The following is a 19,638-nucleotide window of genomic DNA, read 5'->3' on the forward strand; positions in this document are numbered from 1 at the left end:
CTTAACCTTCACAAAAATAGGCATAGTTTATTCGGCTGCCCAGTCCCCATACTGCCGTCCAAGTATTCACATCGCTCATATAGCCAAAGTGGATTGACTGCGAAGTGTCACATTCCCCTTGAAACGGTGCCTTATTGTCATTAATAAACTGCGCCGAAGCCGCCAAAATATCACTACACTCCTCATCGTCGGCGACTAACCAAATAAAGTCCTCGCGGCAATCATCCCTCGCAACCATCTCTTCGGGGGAATATAAGTCCAGCTTTTGCTTGAGTGTTTGCCACTGCTCGGGCGAAACATTGCAGGAGATCGCCAGCTTATCAAGCACCCCAGCACCGCCAGCCCAAAAGGATAAATCAAAGTCTAACTGCTGCGGATCGGGGGCAAAGCCCAATAGATTTTCAACCACTTGTAAGCTTTTGGTTAAATCAGCATCGGGCCTGCGATAACGCACCTCAACACCATCATACTCACGCATTCCACGCCTCCTTCCTTGAGCGAATGCTCGTTTACTTTAGCGGCTCGTTTCACTCACCGGTTTCTTTAATAACTTACGCTGCAAGGTGCGGCGGTGCATCCCCAGTTGCCGAGCGGTAGCCGACACATTGCCCTGATTAGCATTGAGCACCTGCTGAATATGTTCCCACTCCAGCCGTTTAGGATTAAGCGGTGAGTCGTCAACATCATCTTCTTGCAAGGTATTAGGGTAAGCATCAAGCTCAAAGGCAGCTAGCAGGGTTTGGGTATCGACGGGTTTAGCCAGATAGTTATCCGCACCAAGACGAATCGCCTCCACCGCGGTAGCAATGCTGGCATAGCCCGTCAGTAACACCATCACCACTTTGGGTAGCAAATTACGCAGCGGCACAATTAAACTCAGGCCGTTGGCCTCGGCTAATTTCATATCCAGCAGGATATGGGTTGGGCAACACTCCCGCGCCACCAGCAGGGCACTACTGGCATCGTGACTTAAACGGCATTCAAACCCATGGCGGGTCAAACGCCGCGCTAAAATACCTGCAAGCGCTTGATCATCTTCAATAATCAATAGCCGTTTCATACTGTTTCTCCAGTTGGCACTTTAGGCGCCAAGAGTGTAAAACGAATTTGCGCCACGGTGCCGCCTTGGGGATGATTTGCCAGAATAAGCTCCGCCCCTAAACGCTCCAAGCTAGCATGGCTCAGTAACAAGGCTACGCCTAAGCCTTTAGGGCTCTCGATTAATAAAGTGCCTAATTGTGGCAATAATGAAGGGGCGATACCCGCGCCATAATCACGGATCTGCAAATAAGCCTGCCCCTCGCTTGGCGAACAATCGACGCTTATATCCACCTGCGAAGTACCTATGGTTTCGACACTGGCGCGGGCGGCATTTTCAATCAAGGCCATAATCGCGGGGGTTAAGCTCATATCGGTTAAGATCTGCTTTTCTTCTAGCAGCTTAGGCGCGCAGGTGATCAACCAATTGAGTTCAGTTTGCGGCATCAATAACTGGGTTTTCTGTTTTAATCCAGCCACCAGCTCAGTGAGATTTTGAGGCCGCTGACGACGGTCACGAATCGACTCCGTTGCCAATCGCAGCTCCGCCAAGGTGTGCTCACAACGTCCCAGCGCGGTTTCCATTTCAACTAAGGTTATTGAGGGTTCAGGGGTTTCTTCCCTTAACTCATCGAGCAATAAATGCAGTGTTGAGAGTGGTGTCGCTAATTGATGGGCCATTTGCGCCGACACAGTACCGAGCGCCACTAACTGCTCCTGCCGCAGTTGTCCTTCGCGCATATAGGCAAGCTGCGCATCCTGACGGCGCATCCGTTTGGCGATCAGTGCCACACTGGTGGTCAGCACTAAGGCTGAAATCACAAAGTTAAACCACATGCCTAAATAGTGGGAACTCATATCCATGCCATGGTGCTGCATCTGCGACTCTGGCACGGTAAAAATCATCACGCTATAGGCGAGGGTTGATATTGCGGTCAGGCTCCAAGGGGCCCAAATGGGCAATGTGACCGCGGCCAAGGCGATAGGTAACAATAATAGTGAAATAAACGCATTAGTCGCCCCGCCCGAAAAATACAGCCAAGAAATCCAAAACAACGTATCCAGACTTAGGGCGATAAACAGACCACGCTCTTTAGCAAACAATGGTTTACGTAATGCTAATGTGAGCGAAAGATAGAGCACCTCCAGCACAAAAACGTGCATGAGCGGCTCCATTTGCAAACTCAAGCCAAAGGTATCGGCGGCAAACAACGTCAAACCAATTTGCAGCAATAACCCTAAGGTGCGCAGCAGCGCGACTTGGTCGGCCGCTTGCAGATTCGCTCCTAAAATTTTAACCATCATTATTCCTTAAGCTTAAGGCCAACAGCTGCAAGTGCTGCACTGGATTGAGCGAGCGCCTGATTAAACCCTACGCTAAATTCCAACTCAGAATAAATGCCCAGCGCAGCTAAACGCCCACAACTTAAGGTGCAGTTCTGCGGCCTTTTAGCGCTATCCATCGGTGTGAGTTCAGGGACTAAATGCGCGGTGTCAATCGCCAATAACTCACCTAAGCTCAGTAGCATTTGGTACTTAGTCATGGTTTGTGTGGCACTAAAATGATAAATCCCAGACACATCGGCAGCATGTAACTGCCGCTTGAGCAACTTAGCGATGGCGCCAGCAATATCCGCCGTCGAGGTGGGCGAGCGAATGGCCCAAGCATCGACCCGCTGCGGCCTGCTATCTAACAATTGATTGATTAACACTAATACCGCAGATTCGCTCAGTTGAGTCACTTCTCCGTAGAGGATCGGTAAACGTAATACCGCAAAACGGCTGTCGGTATTCAGCACACAGGTTTCGCCCTGTAATTTAGACTCACCATAAAAGTTAACCGGATTGGGCGCGGCATCTTCGGCATAGGGCGGCGTTGTGCCATCAAACACATAGTCGGTTGAGATATACAGCAGCCAAGCTCCATGCTGTTTAGCGGCCTTAGCAAGGGTTTGGCTGGCGCTCAAATTCAGCGTCAAAGCCTGCTCAGGCGAGCGCTCGGACACATCGGGGCGACGCTCTGCGGCGCAGTGCACGATAATCTCTGGCCGTTCGTGGGCAATAAAGGCTTCTACTGTAATAGCTTGGGTTAAATCGAGTTTATGGATATTCGCTTCGGCGCGGCTAAAGCCGGTGGCAATCACCTTATGCCCTGCGGCAGTTAACTGTTTAACGACCGCCCTGCCGAGCAATCCGGTTGCGCCCGTCACCATAATATTTGCCATATTGCCCCAAACTCCTTAGCCACCGATTTGGCGGATAATTCTAAAAGCTTTTCATATTCAACGCACTTGTTTACTCTTATTTGCCCGTACTTAAGCTGATTTGGGTTTATCCCACTCGACCTGATTAACAACAAAAGGCTGAATTTGACTCAAGCACTTCCCCTTATCCTCGCAGGCCCGATGCTGCGCCACTGCGATGCCTCGCACTTTACCCTCTGGTTTGTGAGCCGCGAGCCATTGACTGAATTACAACTGGCCTTAGGGGAGCAAAGCTATGGGTTAGCAGAGGAAGAAGTGCATTGCATCCCACTCGGCAAGCACGCCTTTCAATATTTGATTAGCCTGTCTCGCCCTCATCTGCTCACACCTAACTCGAGCATTTTTTACCGTGTATCAGCTAAGGGGATTGGCGATATTTTCAGTGGTGTCAACGGATTGCACTATAGCGGTGCCGACTCACCCCAGGTTTACTTTTGCACCGAACTCAAACAGGTATGGCATGGCTCATGCCGCAACCCCCACCACCATAGCGAGGATGCCTTAGTCGCCGCCGATACCACGCTAGCAACACTTATCGATGGAGATCCACAGCAGCGCCCAGCCCTATTGATGCTCAGTGGCGATCAAGTTTATGTGGATGATGTGGCAGGCCCCATGTTATGCGCCATTGGTCAGGTGATTGAAAAACTCGGCCTGCACCATGAAGCCTTTCACGGCGCCACTATTGCGGGAAGCGAGGCAATCCGTTATCAAGCCGATAGCTTGTACTTACGCCATAAAACGCTGCTGCCACGTACCGAATATCCCGCCAAAACTGCGCTTTGGCGCTGGTATGTCAACCATCCGATATTTACCTCATCCATCGCAGAAAACCATTTAGTTAGCCTGAGTGAAATGATCGCCCTATACCTACTCACTTGGTCGCCCGAACTATGGGAGTTGGTTGATTTCCCCAAGGATGTCGACGGTCTCTCTGCCGCCAACAAGCTGCGGTGGCAAAAAGAATGGCAAAACTTACTGGCCTTTAAAGCAGGACTCACTCAGGTTAGGCGCCTTATGGCGCATATTCCCGTGTATATGATGTTTGATGACCATGATATTACCGATGATTGGAATCTCACCGCTAAATGGGAACAAGCCGCCTACGGTCATGCATTTTCTAAACGCATCATTGGTAATGCCTTGATTGCCTATACCTTATTCCAAGGATTAGGTAATGCACCGGATAAATTTAATGCCGAGGTTCGCCCAAAGTTAGATGCGTTTTTCAATCGCCCCGACCCTAACACTCAGGATGCCTTGATTGATCTCTTACTGACATTTGAGCAATGGCATTACAGCTTAGACACCTCACCCAAGCTGGTTGTACTCGATACTCGCACCCGCCGTTGGCGCAGTGAATCCAATCTTGCCAAACCCTCGGGCTTAATGGATTGGGAAGCCTTAATGGATTTACAACAGGCGCTACTTGGTCAATCTAAGGTCATTATCGTCTCGCCCGCGCCGATGTTTGGCGTCAAGGTGATTGAAGCCGTGCAACGCATGGCCACTTTTATGGGCGCTTCGCTGCTGGTTGATGCGGAAAACTGGATGGCGCATCCGGGCGCAGCCAATGCTTTGCTAAGCATCTTTATGCACCGCAAGACCCCAGAGCAATTCGTTATCCTCTCGGGGGATGTGCACTACTCCTTTGCCTATGACATCAGCATTCGCTTTCGCCGTAGCAGCCCAAATATTTACCAAATTACCTGTAGCGGGATTAAAAACCAGTTCCCCGAAAAACTACTGCCACTTTTCGACAAGCTCAATGGTTGGCTTTACGGCCACTTCTCACCATTGAACCTATTTACCAAGCGAAAGCGAATGTCATTACGGGGCAGGCGGCCAAATGGCGAACGGAGCAAGCGTTTAGTCAACCGCAGCGGCATCGGCATTTTGGTATTAGCGGATAATGGTGAGCCCACTAAAATTGCCGTATTACATGGGGATATGAGCGAAACTCGGTTCGAGCCACCGAGGCAAGAATAGTTTATTGCAACGGTTCAACACGCTTTTCAACCACTGCCGAATTAGCTGGCGTTACCGCGCTATCTTCTTGCTTGGGCAAACGTTGATTAAATAGCTGTGACTCGGGGCGCTTTGGCGGCGAGGTATTATCTAACATCTGATCCCAAATGACCTTTGGTGAGGATGACGATCCGGCTTTACTCTCATCCTCCTGCATGACCTCTGCACTTGGCTTTTTGGGTTCGATTACCGCACTCGCTTTACGGATCTCTGTTGTCAACTCATGAACATAGGGATGTTTCGTCCAGTTACCAACATACATGGCGCCTAAAAGCACTGCGAGACAGAGCAAAATTGAAATGATTGCAGATTTGGTCATGCTATTACTTCCCTCAAACAACCAATACAAGACTCCTTACTGCTAGCGAGCGTAATTCCGTCTGTATTCTTATCATCGCTGAGAAAACCACACAATCATATTGCACTAGCCCACTTTTCTCATTGTGGCAATAATGCTTTCCGCTGACTAAAGTGTTAATCCATCACATTGAATATCGTGCGTGCGACCACTGATTGGATCAACAAAACGTAATCGCTGCGCCAAGAGTTGTAGTGGCTTGGTAAAATCATCCGGCCCTTTAGGTAATAATGTCGGATAAAAGCGATCATTTAATAATGGCATACCAAGACTTTGCATATGCACCCGCAATTGGTGAGTTTTACCGGTAATAGGGCTTAAATGAAATAAACCAAACTCGCCTTTAATCGCAACCAAGCTTATCTCCGAGTGAGTATTTGCCATGCCTTCAACTATTTTCATGGTAAAACTGGGTTCGCTGCGTTGCATGCGATTTTTGACCGTCCAATGCTTTGGCAAAGTTAATTCGCCACTGGCATATTGTGCCAAAAGTCCAGGAGTGAGTTTGGCAATCGCTTGATAATCTTTACGGATCGCATCATCGATAAATAGCTGATGATAAATATGCCGCGTCTCTGGGCGAGTCGTCATCAGGATTACGCCAGCGGTTTCCCGGTCTAACCTGTGGGCAGGGGCGATAGTGTCTATCCCAGTGCTTAAGCGTAAACGGTGCACTAGGCACTCATTCACATAATCACCGCTGGGGGTGACGGGTAAAAAATGCGGTTTGTAGGCCAAGATAAGGTTGTCATCTTGAAACAAAATCGGCGACTCGAAGGGGACTTTCGCTTCCACTGTGACTTCACGGTAGTAATATGCCCTCGCCGTCGGGCGATAGGCGGTATCTAATCCAATTAAGCTGCCGTCTTGCCAATGCACTTTGCCATCGAGGATCCGCTGGCGCCAAACCGCTTCGCCAATATGGGCATAATGCTCGATCAAAAAAGAAAATACGGTTGGTTTATCAACCACTTCTAGGGGGAGAACCACAAAAGAAGGTTGGGCGGCACGGGCGGTTTGAGTCATAGAAACAACTAGCGGCGATAATGAGCCGCTATTTTAGCCTCGGTGTGGTTTTTCAGTCCACATGGGACTTGATGAGTTGTAAAACAAAGTCCATGGTTTTGTGGCAATCGGGTTGATTCACCAGCACCAGCTTATCGCGGTTATACATGGGCAGCACTTCTAACCAACGTTGGCTAACCCAAGCCGCATCCTCTAAATGCACTTGGGAATACAACTCCAGTAAGTCAGGGTTCACCTCATAGAATTGTTCAAGGGCAGCACTGATCAGTTCGAACTCCCCTTCTATCGGCTCTTCTTGCCAATTTTGGCAAGGCAAAGTGCGGGACATCCACAGCTTATCTTTTGCTTGCGCCGCGGAGAGAATACTAACCCTTTGGCGCCCCTCTAAAACGATGCTGAGGGTATCATCTTCTAACTGATTAAAATCGATAATCTCGCACTGTGTCGCAGTCGGATAACAGGGCGGATTGCCGCTGGGCTTACTCGCCGCAAATGCCAAATCGTATTTACCTTTTAACACATCCGCGACCATGCGCAATTGGCCCGGCTCGACCACGCGGACCTCAATCCTTCCCTGTGGCAGCAACAAGGCATCGCGCATAATTAACGCCATTTCTCGTGTTTGCATAGCAACCTCCTGCCCACTGATACAAGAATGTGCTCAAAAATCAGCCACACCTTATTAATTTAGAGTGTAGCAGGAGAAATAATTTCCTTCCTAAAGTCGCTGACGGTAAAAAAGCATTTAGGCGTGTTTGCCCCTCTCACCCTACAGCGGCGCTAAGTGTGCTGCGACATTGCCCTTTGCATACACTTCGGCAAATTCGTCAGCAAGGCGCTCGCTTAAGGCAACAGAACGGCGCCAATACTGCATCCGCTGCGCAGTATCCAGTTGTTTAAAGTCTTCACGGTCGGGCACCTTACCAAAAGGCAGTGACGCCACAAACTCCGCCGAAGGCGCCAGCACCAAGGCGTTATGGTAATTGGTGCGCGCTCGGCGCCAGGTCAAGGATTTATCGAACCATCCAGGGCTCATATGGGGATAAAAATGCGGGTACAGGGTCAATCCCATAATAGTATGGGATAAGGGCAAATCGAAGTGATAGTCGGTGATGCCGCCATCATAGTATTGCCCCGCGGGCGCGCCATCAATCCGTGAGACTGACGCAAGCACTAATGGAATAGATCCCGTTGCCAACATCACTGCATCCATATTGGCCTCGGTGAGCCTCGCCTGATGGCTAGGTAAATCGTCAAGTTGCTTAAAAGGTGATGCTGCCACTTGCTGGCTAAACACCACCCGCTCGAAATGCCAGCCCAAGGTTTTGCGGCTAATGATGTTGGTCGCAGCCGCCATCGCTAGCCCAGCCGCTAATGGCAATCTATGGCTAAGACGATTGATGTGTTTAGCGCGGCAGGCAATTAAGTGACTATGAATAAAGGGATGATTGACTATCTCGCGACCACCCGTCTCGCCAAGAATTCCTTGGACTATGCCCTTTACCTGCTCGCTCACCTCATGCGGTGTCGGTATCGTTTCATACCGTTGGCCAATGTAGTAATCCTCTAAACGTGCGTAGGCTTGTAGTGGATCCTGCTGTGCTAAACAGGCTAAACGCCAGGCGCCAGAGGATGCCCCTAAGGTGTATAGCGGCGTTTGCCTATCTTTAAAAAATTCAGCAAAAAGATACTTATCAAGCCCCGCAATCCCTAACCATTTGGGTCCACCGGATGCCGCCAATAGTTGTGTAAAAGCATCGGGATGCAGACCTTGCTCCCTGATAATGTTAAAGGCCGTAGGACCTGCAAGAAAGCGTAATGCGGGCAAAACTTAACTCCTTAAAGTGCCTCAAACCTGAGGCTTTCCGCCATTAAAACACAGCCGCCAAGCGCGATAAACCTTCAGCAAACCTAATGGATCTAGATGATTTTATTCACTTAGCCAATCATATGAGCTGTGGCGACATATTCGACTAGCTTTAAATGATTATCTAGAACAGTAAGCTCTGAGTTAGTTCTTTTCTGTCTAGATGTAACAATTGTTACAGTGATAACCTTCGCCCTATCGAATTGTTACTTTCGTTGGTTCAATGTTTTCGTTCCAGCTTAAGGTTAATCCACATTGAGAGGTTTTATGCGTCCAGCCGTTATCGCATTAGCAGTATCTTCAACTTTGGTTTTTCCTGTCGTACACGCAGAAGAACAGGCCAGCAACGTTGAGAAAATTGAAGTCGTCGGCTCGCGGATCGCTCTGCGCACCGCAACCGACAGCGTTGCCCCCGTAGATATCATTACCGCGGAGCAACTCGAATCCACAGGTATGACCGAAACTGCTAAGGCGCTGCAATTTGCCGCGCCAAGTTACAGTTTCCCCTTCTCATCGGTGACCGATGGCTCAGATGCGGTGCGTCCTGCCAGCTTACGCGGCCTGTCGCCTGATCACACGCTAGTACTGGTAAACGGTAAACGCCGCCATGGTTCGGCGCTGGTGCATTTAAGCGGCACTGTCGGCAAGGGCTCATCTAACGTCGATTTGAACGCAATCCCGATGACATCCATTAAACGCATTGAAATCCTGCGTGATGGCGCCTCGGCACAATACGGCTCAGATGCGATTGCCGGTGTTATCAACGTAGTCTTAAAAGACAACGACCAAGGCGGTAGCGTCTCGGCCCAAGCGGGCCAAACCTATCTGGGTGACGGCGAACAATGGCGCGTTGGCGTAAACCACGGGATGAGTTTTAACAACGACGGTTTTGTGAATATTGGCGTCGAAGCCCACCATAAAGACAGCACCAACCGCGCAGGCTTAGATCCACGCCAACAATATCCTAAGCTGCCAGATGGTTCTGCTGATCCACGCGAAGCGACTTTCAACCGTAAGAGCCACCAAGTGGGCGACGCCGAATACGATAACTTAGGCTTATTTATCAACGCGGCCCAGCCTTTCTCAAACGACAGTAAACTCTATGCCTTTGGTGGCATTAGCCAACGTGAAACCAAATCTGGCGCATTTTATCGCCGCGCGCTCGATGCCCGTAACTTGACCGAGCTTTATCCCGACGGCTTTTTACCGCAGATCAATCCTAAGATCATCGACTCATCATTCGTGCTGGGCTATGAGTTCAATCTCGGCGAGTGGAATATTGATACTTCAGCGGGCTATGGCGGAAACTCGTTCGAATACAACATTGTAAACACCCTAAACGCATCACTCGGCCCAGATAGCCCGACGGAATTCGATGCGGGCACCCTGTCCACCAGCGAAGCAAACCTGAACATCGATATCTCGCGCTACTATAACTTTGCCAATGACTCAGAGATCTTAGTGGCAACGGGTGTCTCTTGGCGCCAAAACGGTTATCAGATTGACGCAGGCGAACCGGGTTCTTACATCAATGGCGGTTATGATAACCGTGCAGCGGGCAGCCAAGGTTTTACCGGCTTTACACCTGAGTCAGAAGTCGATGAAACTCGCGACAATACTGGTGTTTATGTTGAGCTTGAAAACCAATTAACCACTGAGTTTTATTGGGCAGCGGCGCTACGTTACGAAAACTATTCTGACTTTGGCGGCAACACCAGTTGGAAGCTCGCGGGCCGTTACGACTTCACTGACCATTTAGCCCTACGTGGAACTGTGAACACAGGCTTTAGAGCGCCGAGCGTTCAACAGCTGTACTTTAGCAATATCTCGACCTTGTTTAATCCTGATCCGACTACTGGCCAGTTAGTGCCTATCGAATCAGGCACCTTCAACACCTTATCGCCAGTCACTAAGGCCCTTGGCATTAACGAGCTCGACCCAGAGCTGTCGCAATCCTTCAGCTTAGGCTTGGTCTACACCAATGATACGGGTTTAGCGTTAACCTTGGATGCCTATCAGATTTCAATCGATGACAGGATTATCCTCTCAAGCTCAGTGACGCCAAACGACTCACCGGCTGTTGCGGCGGCGCTAGCCAATACTAATGCAGAATCGGCGCGCTTCTTTATTAACGCCGTCGATACCCGTACTCGCGGCGTTGATCTAGTAGTGAGCCAAGATTTTGATCTCGGCAACTGGGGCGATTTACGCGCCAACTTAGCCTACGCCTACAATAAGACTGAAATCCAAGATATTCATTTCCCTGAAATTTTGGACGGACTCGGCCCTAAACTCTTCGATAATATCGAACAAACCCGCATGACCTCTGCGACGCCACATAACACAGGTAACTTTGGTCTGACCCATGAATTAGGTGACTTTAAGACTAACATTCGCCTCAGCTATTTCGGTGATTACACTGTGGGTTACTCAACGGGTGATGTGAATTACAGCGACCAATGGGTGATGGATTTATCCGTACGCTACGCCGCAACCGATGCCTTAAGCTTCACCGCTGGCGTACAAAACTTGTTTGATGTGTATCCTGAAAAACGCCCAGATGACAATAACTTCAATGGTATTTTCGTCTATCCATTAACCAACACGCCGTTTGGATTTAATGGGGGTTACTACTTCCTCGAGGCTAAGTACACTTACTAAGCCGAAAACCATCAAAACAGGCCATTTATGGCCTGTTTTTTTATGTCTATCGCTTATGTTCTAACGGCGGTGAACTGATTATAATCTTTACAATTCACTCATTTACTTACGCCATATCGAGTACCCCATGATTGTCGATACCTTAGCTAATCGCCATATTTATCAATCACTCAGCCCACGCATTGCCACGGCATTAGCACATCTTGCCAGCACCGACTTTAGCCAACTGCCCGTTGGCAATTATCCCCTCGATGGCGAGGATATTTTCGTGATCGTCAACGATTACCACACCAAGCCACAATCGACCGAACCCTTTGAAGTACATCAAAAATACATCGATGTGCAGTATGTGGTCAGCGGCGAAGAAGAGTTTGGTTATCTGCCATTGGCCGACCAAACACCCTCAAAACCTTATTTCGAAAAGCACGATTACGCCGAGTTTGATTACGAGTCGAATAAAGCCAACGCCTCCTACATTCAACTAAAGGCAGGGATGTTCGCGCTCTTTTTCCCTGGCGACATGCATATGCCCGGCACGAGTGATACACCGACAGCGGTGCGTAAAGTCGTGATAAAAGTGAAAATCTAAAATCTGAGTCAACAATGCCTAAGTTTTGACAGAAATAGCCGCTTAAGGCGCAGCGATATGCGCTTTGGCTATTTCCGAATCGGACGAAATATTGTTAAAATTGCCACAAATTTAAAGGAGAGTCCCTGAAATGCCTATGTACGTTGTCGGTCACAAAATCCCCGATTCTGATTCAATCTGTGGTGCTATCGCGTTAGCTTATCTAAAAAACCAAATCGGTGAAGAAGCCGTTGCCGCACGTTTAGGTGAGTTATCACCCGAAACCGCTTTTATTCTGGAGCGTTTTGGCTTTGAAGCGCCAGAATACAAAACCAGCTATGCTGGCGAGCAGGTCTACATTGTTGACCACTCTGAACTGACTCAAGCACCGGACGATATCGCCAAAGCGACCATCGTAGGGATTGTGGATCACCACAAATTAGGCGATCTGACCACTGATACGCCATTAGAGTGTTGGATCCGCCCAGTAGGTTGCAGCAACACGGTCATTAAGATGATGTACGACTTTTACCAAGTCGCCATTCCTAAAAATATCGCTGGCATTATGATGTGCGCCATCCTAAGCGACACTGTGATCTTCAAATCACCGACTTGCACCACAGCTGACATTCGCTGCGTTGAAGCCTTAGCCGAAATCGCAGGCATAGAAGACTTTAAAGCACTGGGCATGGAAATGTTCAAAGTAAAATCGGCAGTTGAAGGCACGCCAGCACGCGACCTCGTGATGCGCGACTTTAAAGACTTCAACATGAACGGTAACTTAGTGGGTATCGGCCAATTAGAAGTAATTGATCTGTCAGTATTTGATGCAATCAAAGCCGAACTAGAAGCCGATATCAAAGCACTTAAAGTTGAAGGTAACCGCCACAGCGTACTGTTACTGCTGACCGACATTATGAAAGAAGGCTCAGAACTGTTAGTGGTTTCTGACGATGCCGATCTGATTAACCGCGCCTACGGTAAAACTCCAGTTGATGGCAAAGTGTGGTTAGACGGTGTATTAAGCCGTAAGAAGCAAGTTGTACCACAACTGCAGGCCGCTTTCGCTTAGGCGACCATTAAGTCTTAATGCCTAAAAAGCCGAACTGAGTTCGGCTTTTTTGTGCCTTCGATATGCTGCATTCCATAAAATCAGTATGAAACTTTGCTCATAAAGCTACCCTAAATTTGGCAGTGCCGAGTAAGATGGGATGATTCATTCCTGCTCCCTGTTTTCATCATGCCAGAAGTCTTACAACACCTTATTACCGAAATGACCCCTTGGTTGCAGCAATACGGTTATCTGCTTCTGTTTATCGCTATTGCCGTCGAGGGATTTGGCATTCCAGCCCCAGGACAATCCTTACTCATTGTTGCCAGTTTACTGGCGGCTACGGGGCAAATGTCACTGTCATTAGTTTTGATCGTAGCCAGCGGTGCAGCCCTGTGTGGCAACACATTGGGTTATTTTATTGGTCGACGCTTTGGCGAGGTATTGCTGCGAAAAGGTTGGATAAAACCCAAACTAGAAGACAAAATTCATGATGTGATTGGCCAGTATGGCATTGCCGCCTTAGTGCTCAGCCGTTTTGTCGAAGGGCTTAAGCAATTTATGTTTATAGGCTGTGGGCTGGCCAAGATGCCTTTTAAACAATTTGTGATGGGCAACCTACTCGCCACCAGCATTTGGGTGACTCTTTTTGGTCTAGGGCCAGTGTTAATCCGCGATGAAATCGCCCCAATACTCGCGTTTTATCATCAACATAAATACCCTACATGGGCGATCGTTAGTCTGTTGCTAATCTCGTTACTGCTGCTAAGTTGGCGTAAATGGCAAATGAAAAATCAATAAAGTGCGCACTTCCATGTGCTCATTTTACCGCCGAGATTGTGGTAACCCAATTGTAGAAATAAGTTACTCATTCTCAACTTTAGGTCGAGGTGGCGTTTCCCCTAGCGGTTGATGCTCATTCGCTGGATTAGCCTGTGGCGATTCTTCCTTTACACCTTCCCGCTGTGGCAATTCCAAGGTTGATTCTGTCTTAATCGGTACTGGAGGCTCTGGTTGCTGTGATGGGTTTTCAGCTTCAGCAACAGGTTCAACAATAACCACAGGCTCGTCTGGAGTACTCGTTTGGCCACTGGTTGTATTTGTGGCTTCAGGCTCTGGCGCAAGGGTGGCTAAATCTTCATTCGCAGGGCTTTCAACCGCATGTTTAGGCAATTGATTTCGATATAAATCAATCATACCCATCACCTCGGACAGCGCTTTAGCGTGATCCGACGTTAAGATCCCATTATGCCCAGAGACAATTTCATCGGACACAGCGAGCACCCAAACCGCCTGCATATTGGCATCGGGACAGGTCTGCACACTGCGCCTTGCCTGTAAGCGGGCTCGAATTTTCCAGCCCGAATGCGGCAACGTCATCATACAACCGGGAAGCTGATCGTGAGCCATTAATGCTGAAGGCATTTTCATCGGCGTAGCACAGTTACCGCCTGAACATTTATCGATATCATGGGTTATTGCCCAAGAGTTACCCAGTGCCCGTTCGCCATCTTTTATGTAATTAAACGCCTCTTTTACCGCAAAATCGCCCTTAGATTGCAACACCACCATACTCGGTTTTTGCCTATCTAAGCTCATCAAAGTATCGAGCGGTTTAAAATCCTGCGCTGGCGCGGCGGGGTTTAACAGTAAGAATAGATTCGGGTTATCTTGCTCATTATCGATAGCCGCCTTAATTCTATCTTTGCTGGCGTGCAACACGACTAAGCCACCAAGACTATGACCGATAACGGTATAACGCAGTAACTGATGCTCAGCGACCAATCCATCCAATTTATCCAGTAACTGCGATAAACCCGTTTGCCCTATGCGTTTTGCTACGGCTTTACGCTGCAAAATAGTCGGGAAATCCAATGGTTCAATCCAACTAGTAGCATCATCCGAACCATCGAGCCAGAAAGGATCGTACTTATCTCCCCGCCAGCCGATGTATAAGCCGAGCAAGTTTCGTTGAGAATCAGAGGCAGCCATTTGCTGATAAAACTGCTCGAAAGCGACAAAGTTTTCATCCTTGGGATTGGCACTGTGGTGCCAGCCATGGACAAAAATCAGCAACTCAGGCGCAGTGCCATTATTGGGTTGTAAAATCCGCGCCTTAAGCGCTTGCCATTGTCCATCATTGTGGGGCTGACCTTGATCGTTAAATTCAATCACATGCAGATTTTGCTTGGCAGTATCAGGGCCGGGCATGTGGTAGGCTTGGTCGGGAATAAAAGGAAGCAAAATACCGAGGGACAACAACATTAAAAACAGTAACTTGTACTGAGTAAACTTCTTAAGGCTCATTTATGACAACTAAATTGTGGCCAGACTAGGCCAATAAAGACACGCTGCTGGGGCTAACAGCAAATTGGCCAAATTATACGCTAACCCCAGATTCCCAGCTAGAGCGGAAATAGCCTTTTATCACAGTGCTCACATCAATCTTAGCGCCATGTGTCTGGCAATTTCACTTGGCTCCAAAGATCGGCGCACAATGGTGTAGTATTCTGCCACTGTCCACTCCCTATCCATTTAACTAAAGCATCACCGACTTGCGGATAGGCAATGGGATTTGGCGATGCGGCCTTAAGCCAACGCTTAACCGCGCTGATATCTAAGCTCATCATACAGTCACCCGCCCCCAATAATTGTAGCGCTGCCACATTCGATAGCTGCTCGAATTGACCAATCAGCGGTTTGACCAACAACTTTTTACCTAAGGTCAGCGCCTCACTCGCCAGCTCAAATCCCGCATTGCCGATGACACCACCGCAGCTCGCTAAATGCTGTTTAAATCCATCACGGTTAAACCCATGCCATTGAATATGATCGGCAATGCGTTTGGTAGGCTGCTTGGCGTGATACACCAAAAACTGATAATCCGTAAAAGGCTTAAAAAAGTCGGCAATCACATCCGCCTCTTCGAAGGGTAAATACACCAATATTTGATGGGTATGTTCAATAGGGCTGACATCCACTTCGACAAAGGGAGGCAAGATCGGAAAACCAAAATGATGCCAATGGCATCCTAAAGCCACATCCACCGGTGCAAAGTAGTTGAGTAGTAACTCATTCAACCAAGTGCTTCCCAATTTAGGCACAGGATGAGTCAAGGCAGCTTGATGACTTATCCCAATCGAGGGGACTCCCTGGCGCCTCGCCGCCCATGCGGATATGGGTTCAAAATCATTTAGAACGAGATCATAGCAACTCAGATCCAGCGCTTGAATATCCTTAAGCAACGATAGGGAACAATTCTGCTTCACCGTTTGCGTGATATTGACTCGCCCTGAGTGCGTAGCAAAAGTCATCCCTGCTTGGACGCGATACTCCCCAAAACACTCCATATCGAAAAAATCTTCAGGCTTGCGTCCCGAAAACAAAAAGTCGACTTGAATATTGTGCTCAACTAAGGCCTTTGCCATCACTCGAGCACGACTTAAATGACCATTCCCTGTGCCTTGCACTCCGTAGAGTATTCGCATTGCTTATCCTTTAACTGTGAATGAAAGAGTGGTGAATCAAGGAGGTATCCAACGAATGAGTGCCTGATTGTGTTAAATCACGGGATGCACAAGCAAAACAGCCCCCGTACCTAACAGAACACCGGCGACAATATCTGAGGGGTAATGCACTCCAAGCGCAATACGCGAGCCACCAATACAGAGCGCCCATACGTAAGCAAAAGGCGCAGCCACGGGATACACCTGCGCCACACTTGTGGCCATCACAAAGGCGGCCGACGTGTGTCCCGAAGGTAGGCTAAAACGATCTGAGGGTTCAAAGCCGCTTTCAAACCCAACCAAGGCATGACAGGGTCGAGTACGGCGAATGCTATTTTTGAGTAATATGTACAACGGCAATTCAATCAAAAAACTCGCCAACAGCAGATTGAACAGGTTCTGCCCTTGGGAGTGCGTCAGCATCAACCCAACAGAGAGATACAGATACACATGCCCATCTCCAGTTGCCGATATCCGCTTCGCCCAATCATAAAAGCCATGACGCTGGCTCAAATCCACAATGTGGTAAAACATGCGCTTATCTAAGTCTGTAATGTAACTCAACATAAAACAGGCTCCTTGCTGGCATGCCAGCGAGTATCATGACGATGTTAATGAGTGCATTCTCTCGACACCTGTTAGCGTCTGCATGTGTTAACGCCCTGTCAGACGACTATTTCACGATAGAACCCCACGCTAAACCTACGAAAACTTAAACAGAGATGGCTTAAGTGCTCAGTGTTAAGGTGAGACTAAGAACTGCCGATGACGGTAAAGTGACATCAGGCCTAAAGTTTTATGACACCTGTGGCGAAAATGGTGAGGAATGAAGCTATCAATTGGAGCAAGAGGGAAAACGTACGGGGAGAATACAGTGCTGCCCAGTTGCTATGAACGGGCAGCACTGTCAGAAAACCTTCAAGCGACAGCTTGTTCCAGCGCTTTAGCGCGGTAAATTTTCGTCAAATGGTAAATATTGATACAGGCAACAAAGGCGTTCATCCCCGCAACAGGCCAGGCTGAAATAAATACGCCATAGATAACAAACAAGGTACAACCGACAAAGTTTAACCATCTTAACCAGATGATATTCTTCATCATAAGTGAAATTGCCACCATTACTGAGGCAAAATAACCAATAATTTCAATCGTGTTTACAGCTTCCATAGGCACCTCTCGAAGGCCCTCTACCGTCCATAAGCGTAACGGGGGGTCCTTGCCCCTAAAGCAAATTAAGTTAAGTAAGTTAATTTAAACTTGGGATATAATACCAAAACGCGCAACAGAGTTGTAATAAAAAACCGTTATTTAATGACCGATATCAAGTTTTGAGGATAAACACCTGTTAAGTGACGAAAGTTTACAACATAAGTGTTAACGTCCAAGTGCAACAATACCGTGATTGATAACACTTTTCTTTTCAGGAATCCCTTTTATACTGGCGTAAACTCGCTAAACTGTACGCAACGCGGATCAATAGGAGTGTAAATATGGAATACAACACCTCAGAACTATGTGACATGTACTTAGATGTCGTAGATGTAGTCGAGCCCATGTTCAGTAACTACGGTGGTTGTAGCTCTTTTGGCGGTTCTATCAGCACCATTAAGTGCTTTGAAGACAACGGCCTAATCACCGAGGTCTTACAAGAAGATGGCCAAGGTAAAGTCTTGCTGGTTGACGGTGGTGGTTCATTACGCCGCGCCCTGATCGATGCATCTATCGCAGAAATCGCAGTCAACAACAACTGGGAAGGCATTATCGTTTACGGTTCAGTACGCGATGTGGATGCGCTGGAAGAATTAGACATCGGCATTCAAGCCCTTGCTTCAATTCCTGTGGGCGCCGATGGCAATTCAGTGGGTGAAGTCGATATCCCGGTCAACTTTGGCGGCGTGACCTTCCTCCCTGGCGATCATATCTATGCCGATAACACTGGCGTCATTCTATCGCCAGAACCACTCGATATCGAGTAACGCTAAATAACATCGAAAGAAAGCCAGCTAAGCTGGCTTTTTTATTGGCAGATACCATTAAGTACCATTGAATATTCGTCCTTGGGTACGCCACAATATCCCTGTCCCTACCCGATAAGAATACTAATCTATGTCTGAATTTATCCCATTTACCCAAGCCGATATCGCCAGTCTCGTTAGCCCGCGAGCCGGTGAGACCAAAATAGGCCAATGCGTACACTTGGCTAACCATGAACATCCATTAGAAACGATACTCACCACCGCTAAAGCCCATGGTGCACAATTTGCCATTGTCGGAGTGGGTGAAGATATCGGCCCACGGGCTAACCTAGGCAGAGGCGGTGCCACCGACGCCTTTACCACCAGCATGCGCCAGTGGTTGAATTTACAGTCGAATCGCTTTCTTTCGGGCGCCGAATGCCTGATTTTAGGGCAAGTTCATACGGCGGATCTGCAATTACAAGCACAGGATGGCGAAGGCGCGAGCCTAACCCATCTACGCCAAGCAGTTGAGCGGCTCGATGAGCGGGTGATTAAACTAGTCAGCGCCATACAAGCGGCAGGGCTTGAACCCATAGTGATTGGTGGCGGCCACAACAATGCCTATGGCCTGTTAATGGCGACCTCGGCCCATTATCAACGCCAAGTTGCCGCAGTGAATTTAGATCCGCACAGTGATTTTCGCCTGCTCGAAGGGCGTCACAGCGGTAATGGCTTTAGTTACGCCGCCAATCGCGGTGCGCTGGGGTATTACCATGTGCTCGGTTTGCACGAGCTCAAAAACAGCGAGGCCAATTTACAACAACTCACCGAGTTTGGTGGCACTTGGCATAGTCTGCAACAAATTTGGATTCGCCGAGAGATTAGCCTGACGCAGGCGCTACAGGATATTGCTAACAAACTTAACCAAACCTCGCTCCCAGTAGCGTTAGAGTTGGATGTCGATGCCATCGCCAAAATGCCGAGCAGTGCCTCCACAGCTGCGGGAATTCCCCTACTCGATGCCGCCCACTACATTAGCTATATCGCCAGCCGATGTCCCTGTGCTTATTTACATTTAGCCGAAGCCGCCCCAAGCTGTCATGAGGCCGGCATAGAGGCGGGCTTTAGGGACGTGGGTCAAAGTATCAGCGAGTTAATTTATGCCTATGTACAAGCAAGATGCCAATTTTTAGCCCGATAGCCTCGTTTGCTTGTGTCCTTACGGGCGCGAAGCTATTCACCAAATCCTGATATTGTGGTCTAATGCCAGTCCATTTTATCGGGTCGGCACACTAAACACTGGCAAAAGCCAA

The 19,638-nt window shown here is 48.5% G+C and carries 19 protein-coding genes; 7 read left to right on the forward strand and 12 right to left on the reverse strand.

Translation table 11 applies throughout. From position 1 onward, the window contains the following. Position 1: 1 nt before the first annotated feature. From HG547_RS18210 to HG547_RS18225, 4 genes are read right to left on the reverse strand one after another with little or no spacing between them, the layout of a single operon-like run. Positions 2-478 (reverse strand): hypothetical protein, encoded by a 477-nt coding sequence (locus HG547_RS18210; RefSeq protein ID WP_169548654.1) that lies wholly within the window; start codon positions 476-478, stop codon positions 2-4. Between the two features lie 36 nt (positions 479-514). Continuing rightward, a complete protein-coding gene (locus HG547_RS18215; RefSeq protein WP_047536677.1) occupies positions 515-1,060 on the reverse strand; it encodes a response regulator in 546 nt (181 codons plus the stop codon). Continuing rightward, positions 1,057-2,340, reverse strand: a complete 1,284-nt coding sequence (locus HG547_RS18220; protein ID WP_169548670.1) for a HAMP domain-containing sensor histidine kinase — start codon at positions 2,338-2,340, stop codon at positions 1,057-1,059. The genes HG547_RS18215 and HG547_RS18220 overlap by 4 nt, the downstream gene beginning before the upstream one ends. Positions 2,341-2,342: 2 nt before the next feature. Beyond that, positions 2,343-3,263, reverse strand: coding sequence for an SDR family oxidoreductase (locus HG547_RS18225; RefSeq protein WP_169548655.1), 921 nt, complete (start codon positions 3,261-3,263; stop codon positions 2,343-2,345). Between the two features lie 180 nt (positions 3,264-3,443). On the opposite strand from HG547_RS18225, the gene HG547_RS18230 reads away from it, so the two are divergent. Next, positions 3,444-5,291 (forward strand): alkaline phosphatase D family protein, encoded by a 1,848-nt coding sequence (locus tag HG547_RS18230; protein ID WP_169548671.1) that lies wholly within the window; start codon positions 3,444-3,446, stop codon positions 5,289-5,291. 1 nt (position 5,292) lies between these two features. On the opposite strand, the gene HG547_RS18235 is transcribed toward HG547_RS18230, so the two are convergent. From HG547_RS18235 to HG547_RS18250, 4 genes are all read right to left on the reverse strand, one after another. Continuing rightward, on the reverse strand, positions 5,293-5,649 hold the full coding sequence (locus HG547_RS18235; protein ID WP_169548656.1) for a hypothetical protein: 357 nt from the start codon (positions 5,647-5,649) through the stop codon (positions 5,293-5,295). A gap of 147 nt (positions 5,650-5,796) precedes the next feature. Continuing rightward, on the reverse strand, positions 5,797-6,714 hold the full coding sequence (locus tag HG547_RS18240) for a pseudouridine synthase (RefSeq protein WP_169548657.1): 918 nt from the start codon (positions 6,712-6,714) through the stop codon (positions 5,797-5,799). Positions 6,715-6,766: 52 nt separating this feature from the next. After that, positions 6,767-7,342, reverse strand: coding sequence for an LON peptidase substrate-binding domain-containing protein (locus HG547_RS18245; protein ID WP_047536660.1), 576 nt, complete (start codon positions 7,340-7,342; stop codon positions 6,767-6,769). A 141-nt stretch (positions 7,343-7,483) separates the two neighbouring features. Next, positions 7,484-8,542, reverse strand: a complete 1,059-nt coding sequence (locus HG547_RS18250; RefSeq protein ID WP_169548658.1) for an alpha/beta hydrolase — start codon at positions 8,540-8,542, stop codon at positions 7,484-7,486. A 306-nt stretch (positions 8,543-8,848) separates the two neighbouring features. Between HG547_RS18250 and HG547_RS18255 the strand changes: the two genes are divergently transcribed. From HG547_RS18255 to HG547_RS18270, 4 genes are all read left to right on the forward strand, one after another. Continuing rightward, positions 8,849-11,242, forward strand: coding sequence for a TonB-dependent receptor (locus HG547_RS18255; RefSeq protein WP_169548659.1), 2,394 nt, complete (start codon positions 8,849-8,851; stop codon positions 11,240-11,242). A gap of 127 nt (positions 11,243-11,369) precedes the next feature. Next, positions 11,370-11,831 carry a YhcH/YjgK/YiaL family protein gene (locus HG547_RS18260; protein WP_011624946.1) on the forward strand — a complete coding sequence of 154 codons (462 nt, stop codon included), beginning with the start codon at positions 11,370-11,372 and terminating at the stop codon, positions 11,829-11,831. A 130-nt stretch (positions 11,832-11,961) separates the two neighbouring features. After that, positions 11,962-12,882 carry a manganese-dependent inorganic pyrophosphatase gene (locus HG547_RS18265; RefSeq protein WP_037422680.1) on the forward strand — a complete coding sequence of 307 codons (921 nt, stop codon included), beginning with the start codon at positions 11,962-11,964 and terminating at the stop codon, positions 12,880-12,882. Between the two features lie 168 nt (positions 12,883-13,050). Further along, entirely contained in the window at positions 13,051-13,662 is a 612-nt protein-coding gene (locus tag HG547_RS18270; protein ID WP_037422677.1) for a DedA family protein, read from the forward strand. Between the two features lie 63 nt (positions 13,663-13,725). Here HG547_RS18270 and HG547_RS18275 read toward each other — a convergent pair whose 3' ends face one another. The 4 genes from HG547_RS18275 to HG547_RS18290 all read right to left on the reverse strand — a co-directional run bounded on the left by HG547_RS18275 (position 13,726) and on the right by HG547_RS18290 (position 17,534). Beyond that, positions 13,726-15,168: a thioesterase gene (locus tag HG547_RS18275; protein WP_240292904.1), complete on the reverse strand. Its 1,443-nt coding sequence runs from the start codon at positions 15,166-15,168 to the stop codon at positions 13,726-13,728. A gap of 140 nt (positions 15,169-15,308) precedes the next feature. Continuing rightward, the gene (locus HG547_RS18280) at positions 15,309-16,349 is read right to left on the reverse strand and encodes an MJ1255/VC2487 family glycosyltransferase (protein ID WP_169548660.1); all 1,041 of its coding nucleotides are present in this window, start codon (positions 16,347-16,349) and stop codon (positions 15,309-15,311) included. 72 nt (positions 16,350-16,421) lie between these two features. Then, positions 16,422-16,934, reverse strand: a complete 513-nt coding sequence (locus tag HG547_RS18285; RefSeq protein WP_088586591.1) for a phosphatase PAP2 family protein — start codon at positions 16,932-16,934, stop codon at positions 16,422-16,424. A 351-nt stretch (positions 16,935-17,285) separates the two neighbouring features. Then, the gene (locus tag HG547_RS18290; RefSeq protein ID WP_011073879.1) at positions 17,286-17,534 is read right to left on the reverse strand and encodes a YgjV family protein; all 249 of its coding nucleotides are present in this window, start codon (positions 17,532-17,534) and stop codon (positions 17,286-17,288) included. 323 nt (positions 17,535-17,857) lie between these two features. On the opposite strand from HG547_RS18290, the gene rraA reads away from it, so the two are divergent. Together rraA and HG547_RS18300 are read left to right on the forward strand one after the other, a co-directional pair. Beyond that, on the forward strand, positions 17,858-18,343 hold the full coding sequence (rraA, locus tag HG547_RS18295; RefSeq protein ID WP_037422666.1) for a ribonuclease E activity regulator RraA: 486 nt from the start codon (positions 17,858-17,860) through the stop codon (positions 18,341-18,343). Between the two features lie 130 nt (positions 18,344-18,473). Beyond that, positions 18,474-19,526, forward strand: coding sequence for a formimidoylglutamase (locus tag HG547_RS18300; protein ID WP_169548661.1), 1,053 nt, complete (start codon positions 18,474-18,476; stop codon positions 19,524-19,526). The last annotated feature ends 112 nt before the right edge of the window (positions 19,527-19,638 follow it).

The sequence above is a fragment of the Shewanella sp. DNRA4 genome (assembly GCF_012843185.1).
In the GTDB taxonomy this organism is placed as follows: domain Bacteria; phylum Pseudomonadota; class Gammaproteobacteria; order Enterobacterales; family Shewanellaceae; genus Shewanella; species Shewanella xiamenensis.

Excerpts from the sequence above, each read along its gene's own strand:
- HG547_RS18285 (WP_088586591.1), bottom strand. The coding sequence starts at position 16,934 with ATGTTGAGTTACATTACAGACTTAGATAAGCGCATGTTTTACCACATT.
- HG547_RS18270 (WP_037422677.1), top strand. The coding sequence starts at position 13,051 with ATGCCAGAAGTCTTACAACACCTTATTACCGAAATGACCCCTTGGTTG.
- HG547_RS18240 (WP_169548657.1), bottom strand. The coding sequence starts at position 6,714 with ATGACTCAAACCGCCCGTGCCGCCCAACCTTCTTTTGTGGTTCTCCCC.
- HG547_RS18280 (WP_169548660.1), bottom strand. The coding sequence starts at position 16,349 with ATGCGAATACTCTACGGAGTGCAAGGCACAGGGAATGGTCATTTAAGT.
- HG547_RS18260 (WP_011624946.1), top strand. The coding sequence starts at position 11,370 with ATGATTGTCGATACCTTAGCTAATCGCCATATTTATCAATCACTCAGC.
- rraA (WP_037422666.1), top strand. The coding sequence starts at position 17,858 with ATGGAATACAACACCTCAGAACTATGTGACATGTACTTAGATGTCGTA.
- HG547_RS18235 (WP_169548656.1), bottom strand. The coding sequence starts at position 5,649 with ATGACCAAATCTGCAATCATTTCAATTTTGCTCTGTCTCGCAGTGCTT.
- HG547_RS18290 (WP_011073879.1), bottom strand. The coding sequence starts at position 17,534 with ATGGAAGCTGTAAACACGATTGAAATTATTGGTTATTTTGCCTCAGTA.
- HG547_RS18265 (WP_037422680.1), top strand. The coding sequence starts at position 11,962 with ATGCCTATGTACGTTGTCGGTCACAAAATCCCCGATTCTGATTCAATC.
- HG547_RS18255 (WP_169548659.1), top strand. The coding sequence starts at position 8,849 with ATGCGTCCAGCCGTTATCGCATTAGCAGTATCTTCAACTTTGGTTTTT.
- HG547_RS18245 (WP_047536660.1), bottom strand. The coding sequence starts at position 7,342 with ATGCAAACACGAGAAATGGCGTTAATTATGCGCGATGCCTTGTTGCTG.
- HG547_RS18210 (WP_169548654.1), bottom strand. The coding sequence starts at position 478 with ATGCGTGAGTATGATGGTGTTGAGGTGCGTTATCGCAGGCCCGATGCT.
- HG547_RS18215 (WP_047536677.1), bottom strand. The coding sequence starts at position 1,060 with ATGAAACGGCTATTGATTATTGAAGATGATCAAGCGCTTGCAGGTATT.
- HG547_RS18300 (WP_169548661.1), top strand. The coding sequence starts at position 18,474 with ATGTCTGAATTTATCCCATTTACCCAAGCCGATATCGCCAGTCTCGTT.
- HG547_RS18220 (WP_169548670.1), bottom strand. The coding sequence starts at position 2,340 with ATGGTTAAAATTTTAGGAGCGAATCTGCAAGCGGCCGACCAAGTCGCG.
- HG547_RS18230 (WP_169548671.1), top strand. The coding sequence starts at position 3,444 with ATGCTGCGCCACTGCGATGCCTCGCACTTTACCCTCTGGTTTGTGAGC.
- HG547_RS18225 (WP_169548655.1), bottom strand. The coding sequence starts at position 3,263 with ATGGCAAATATTATGGTGACGGGCGCAACCGGATTGCTCGGCAGGGCG.
- HG547_RS18275 (WP_240292904.1), bottom strand. The coding sequence starts at position 15,168 with ATGAGCCTTAAGAAGTTTACTCAGTACAAGTTACTGTTTTTAATGTTG.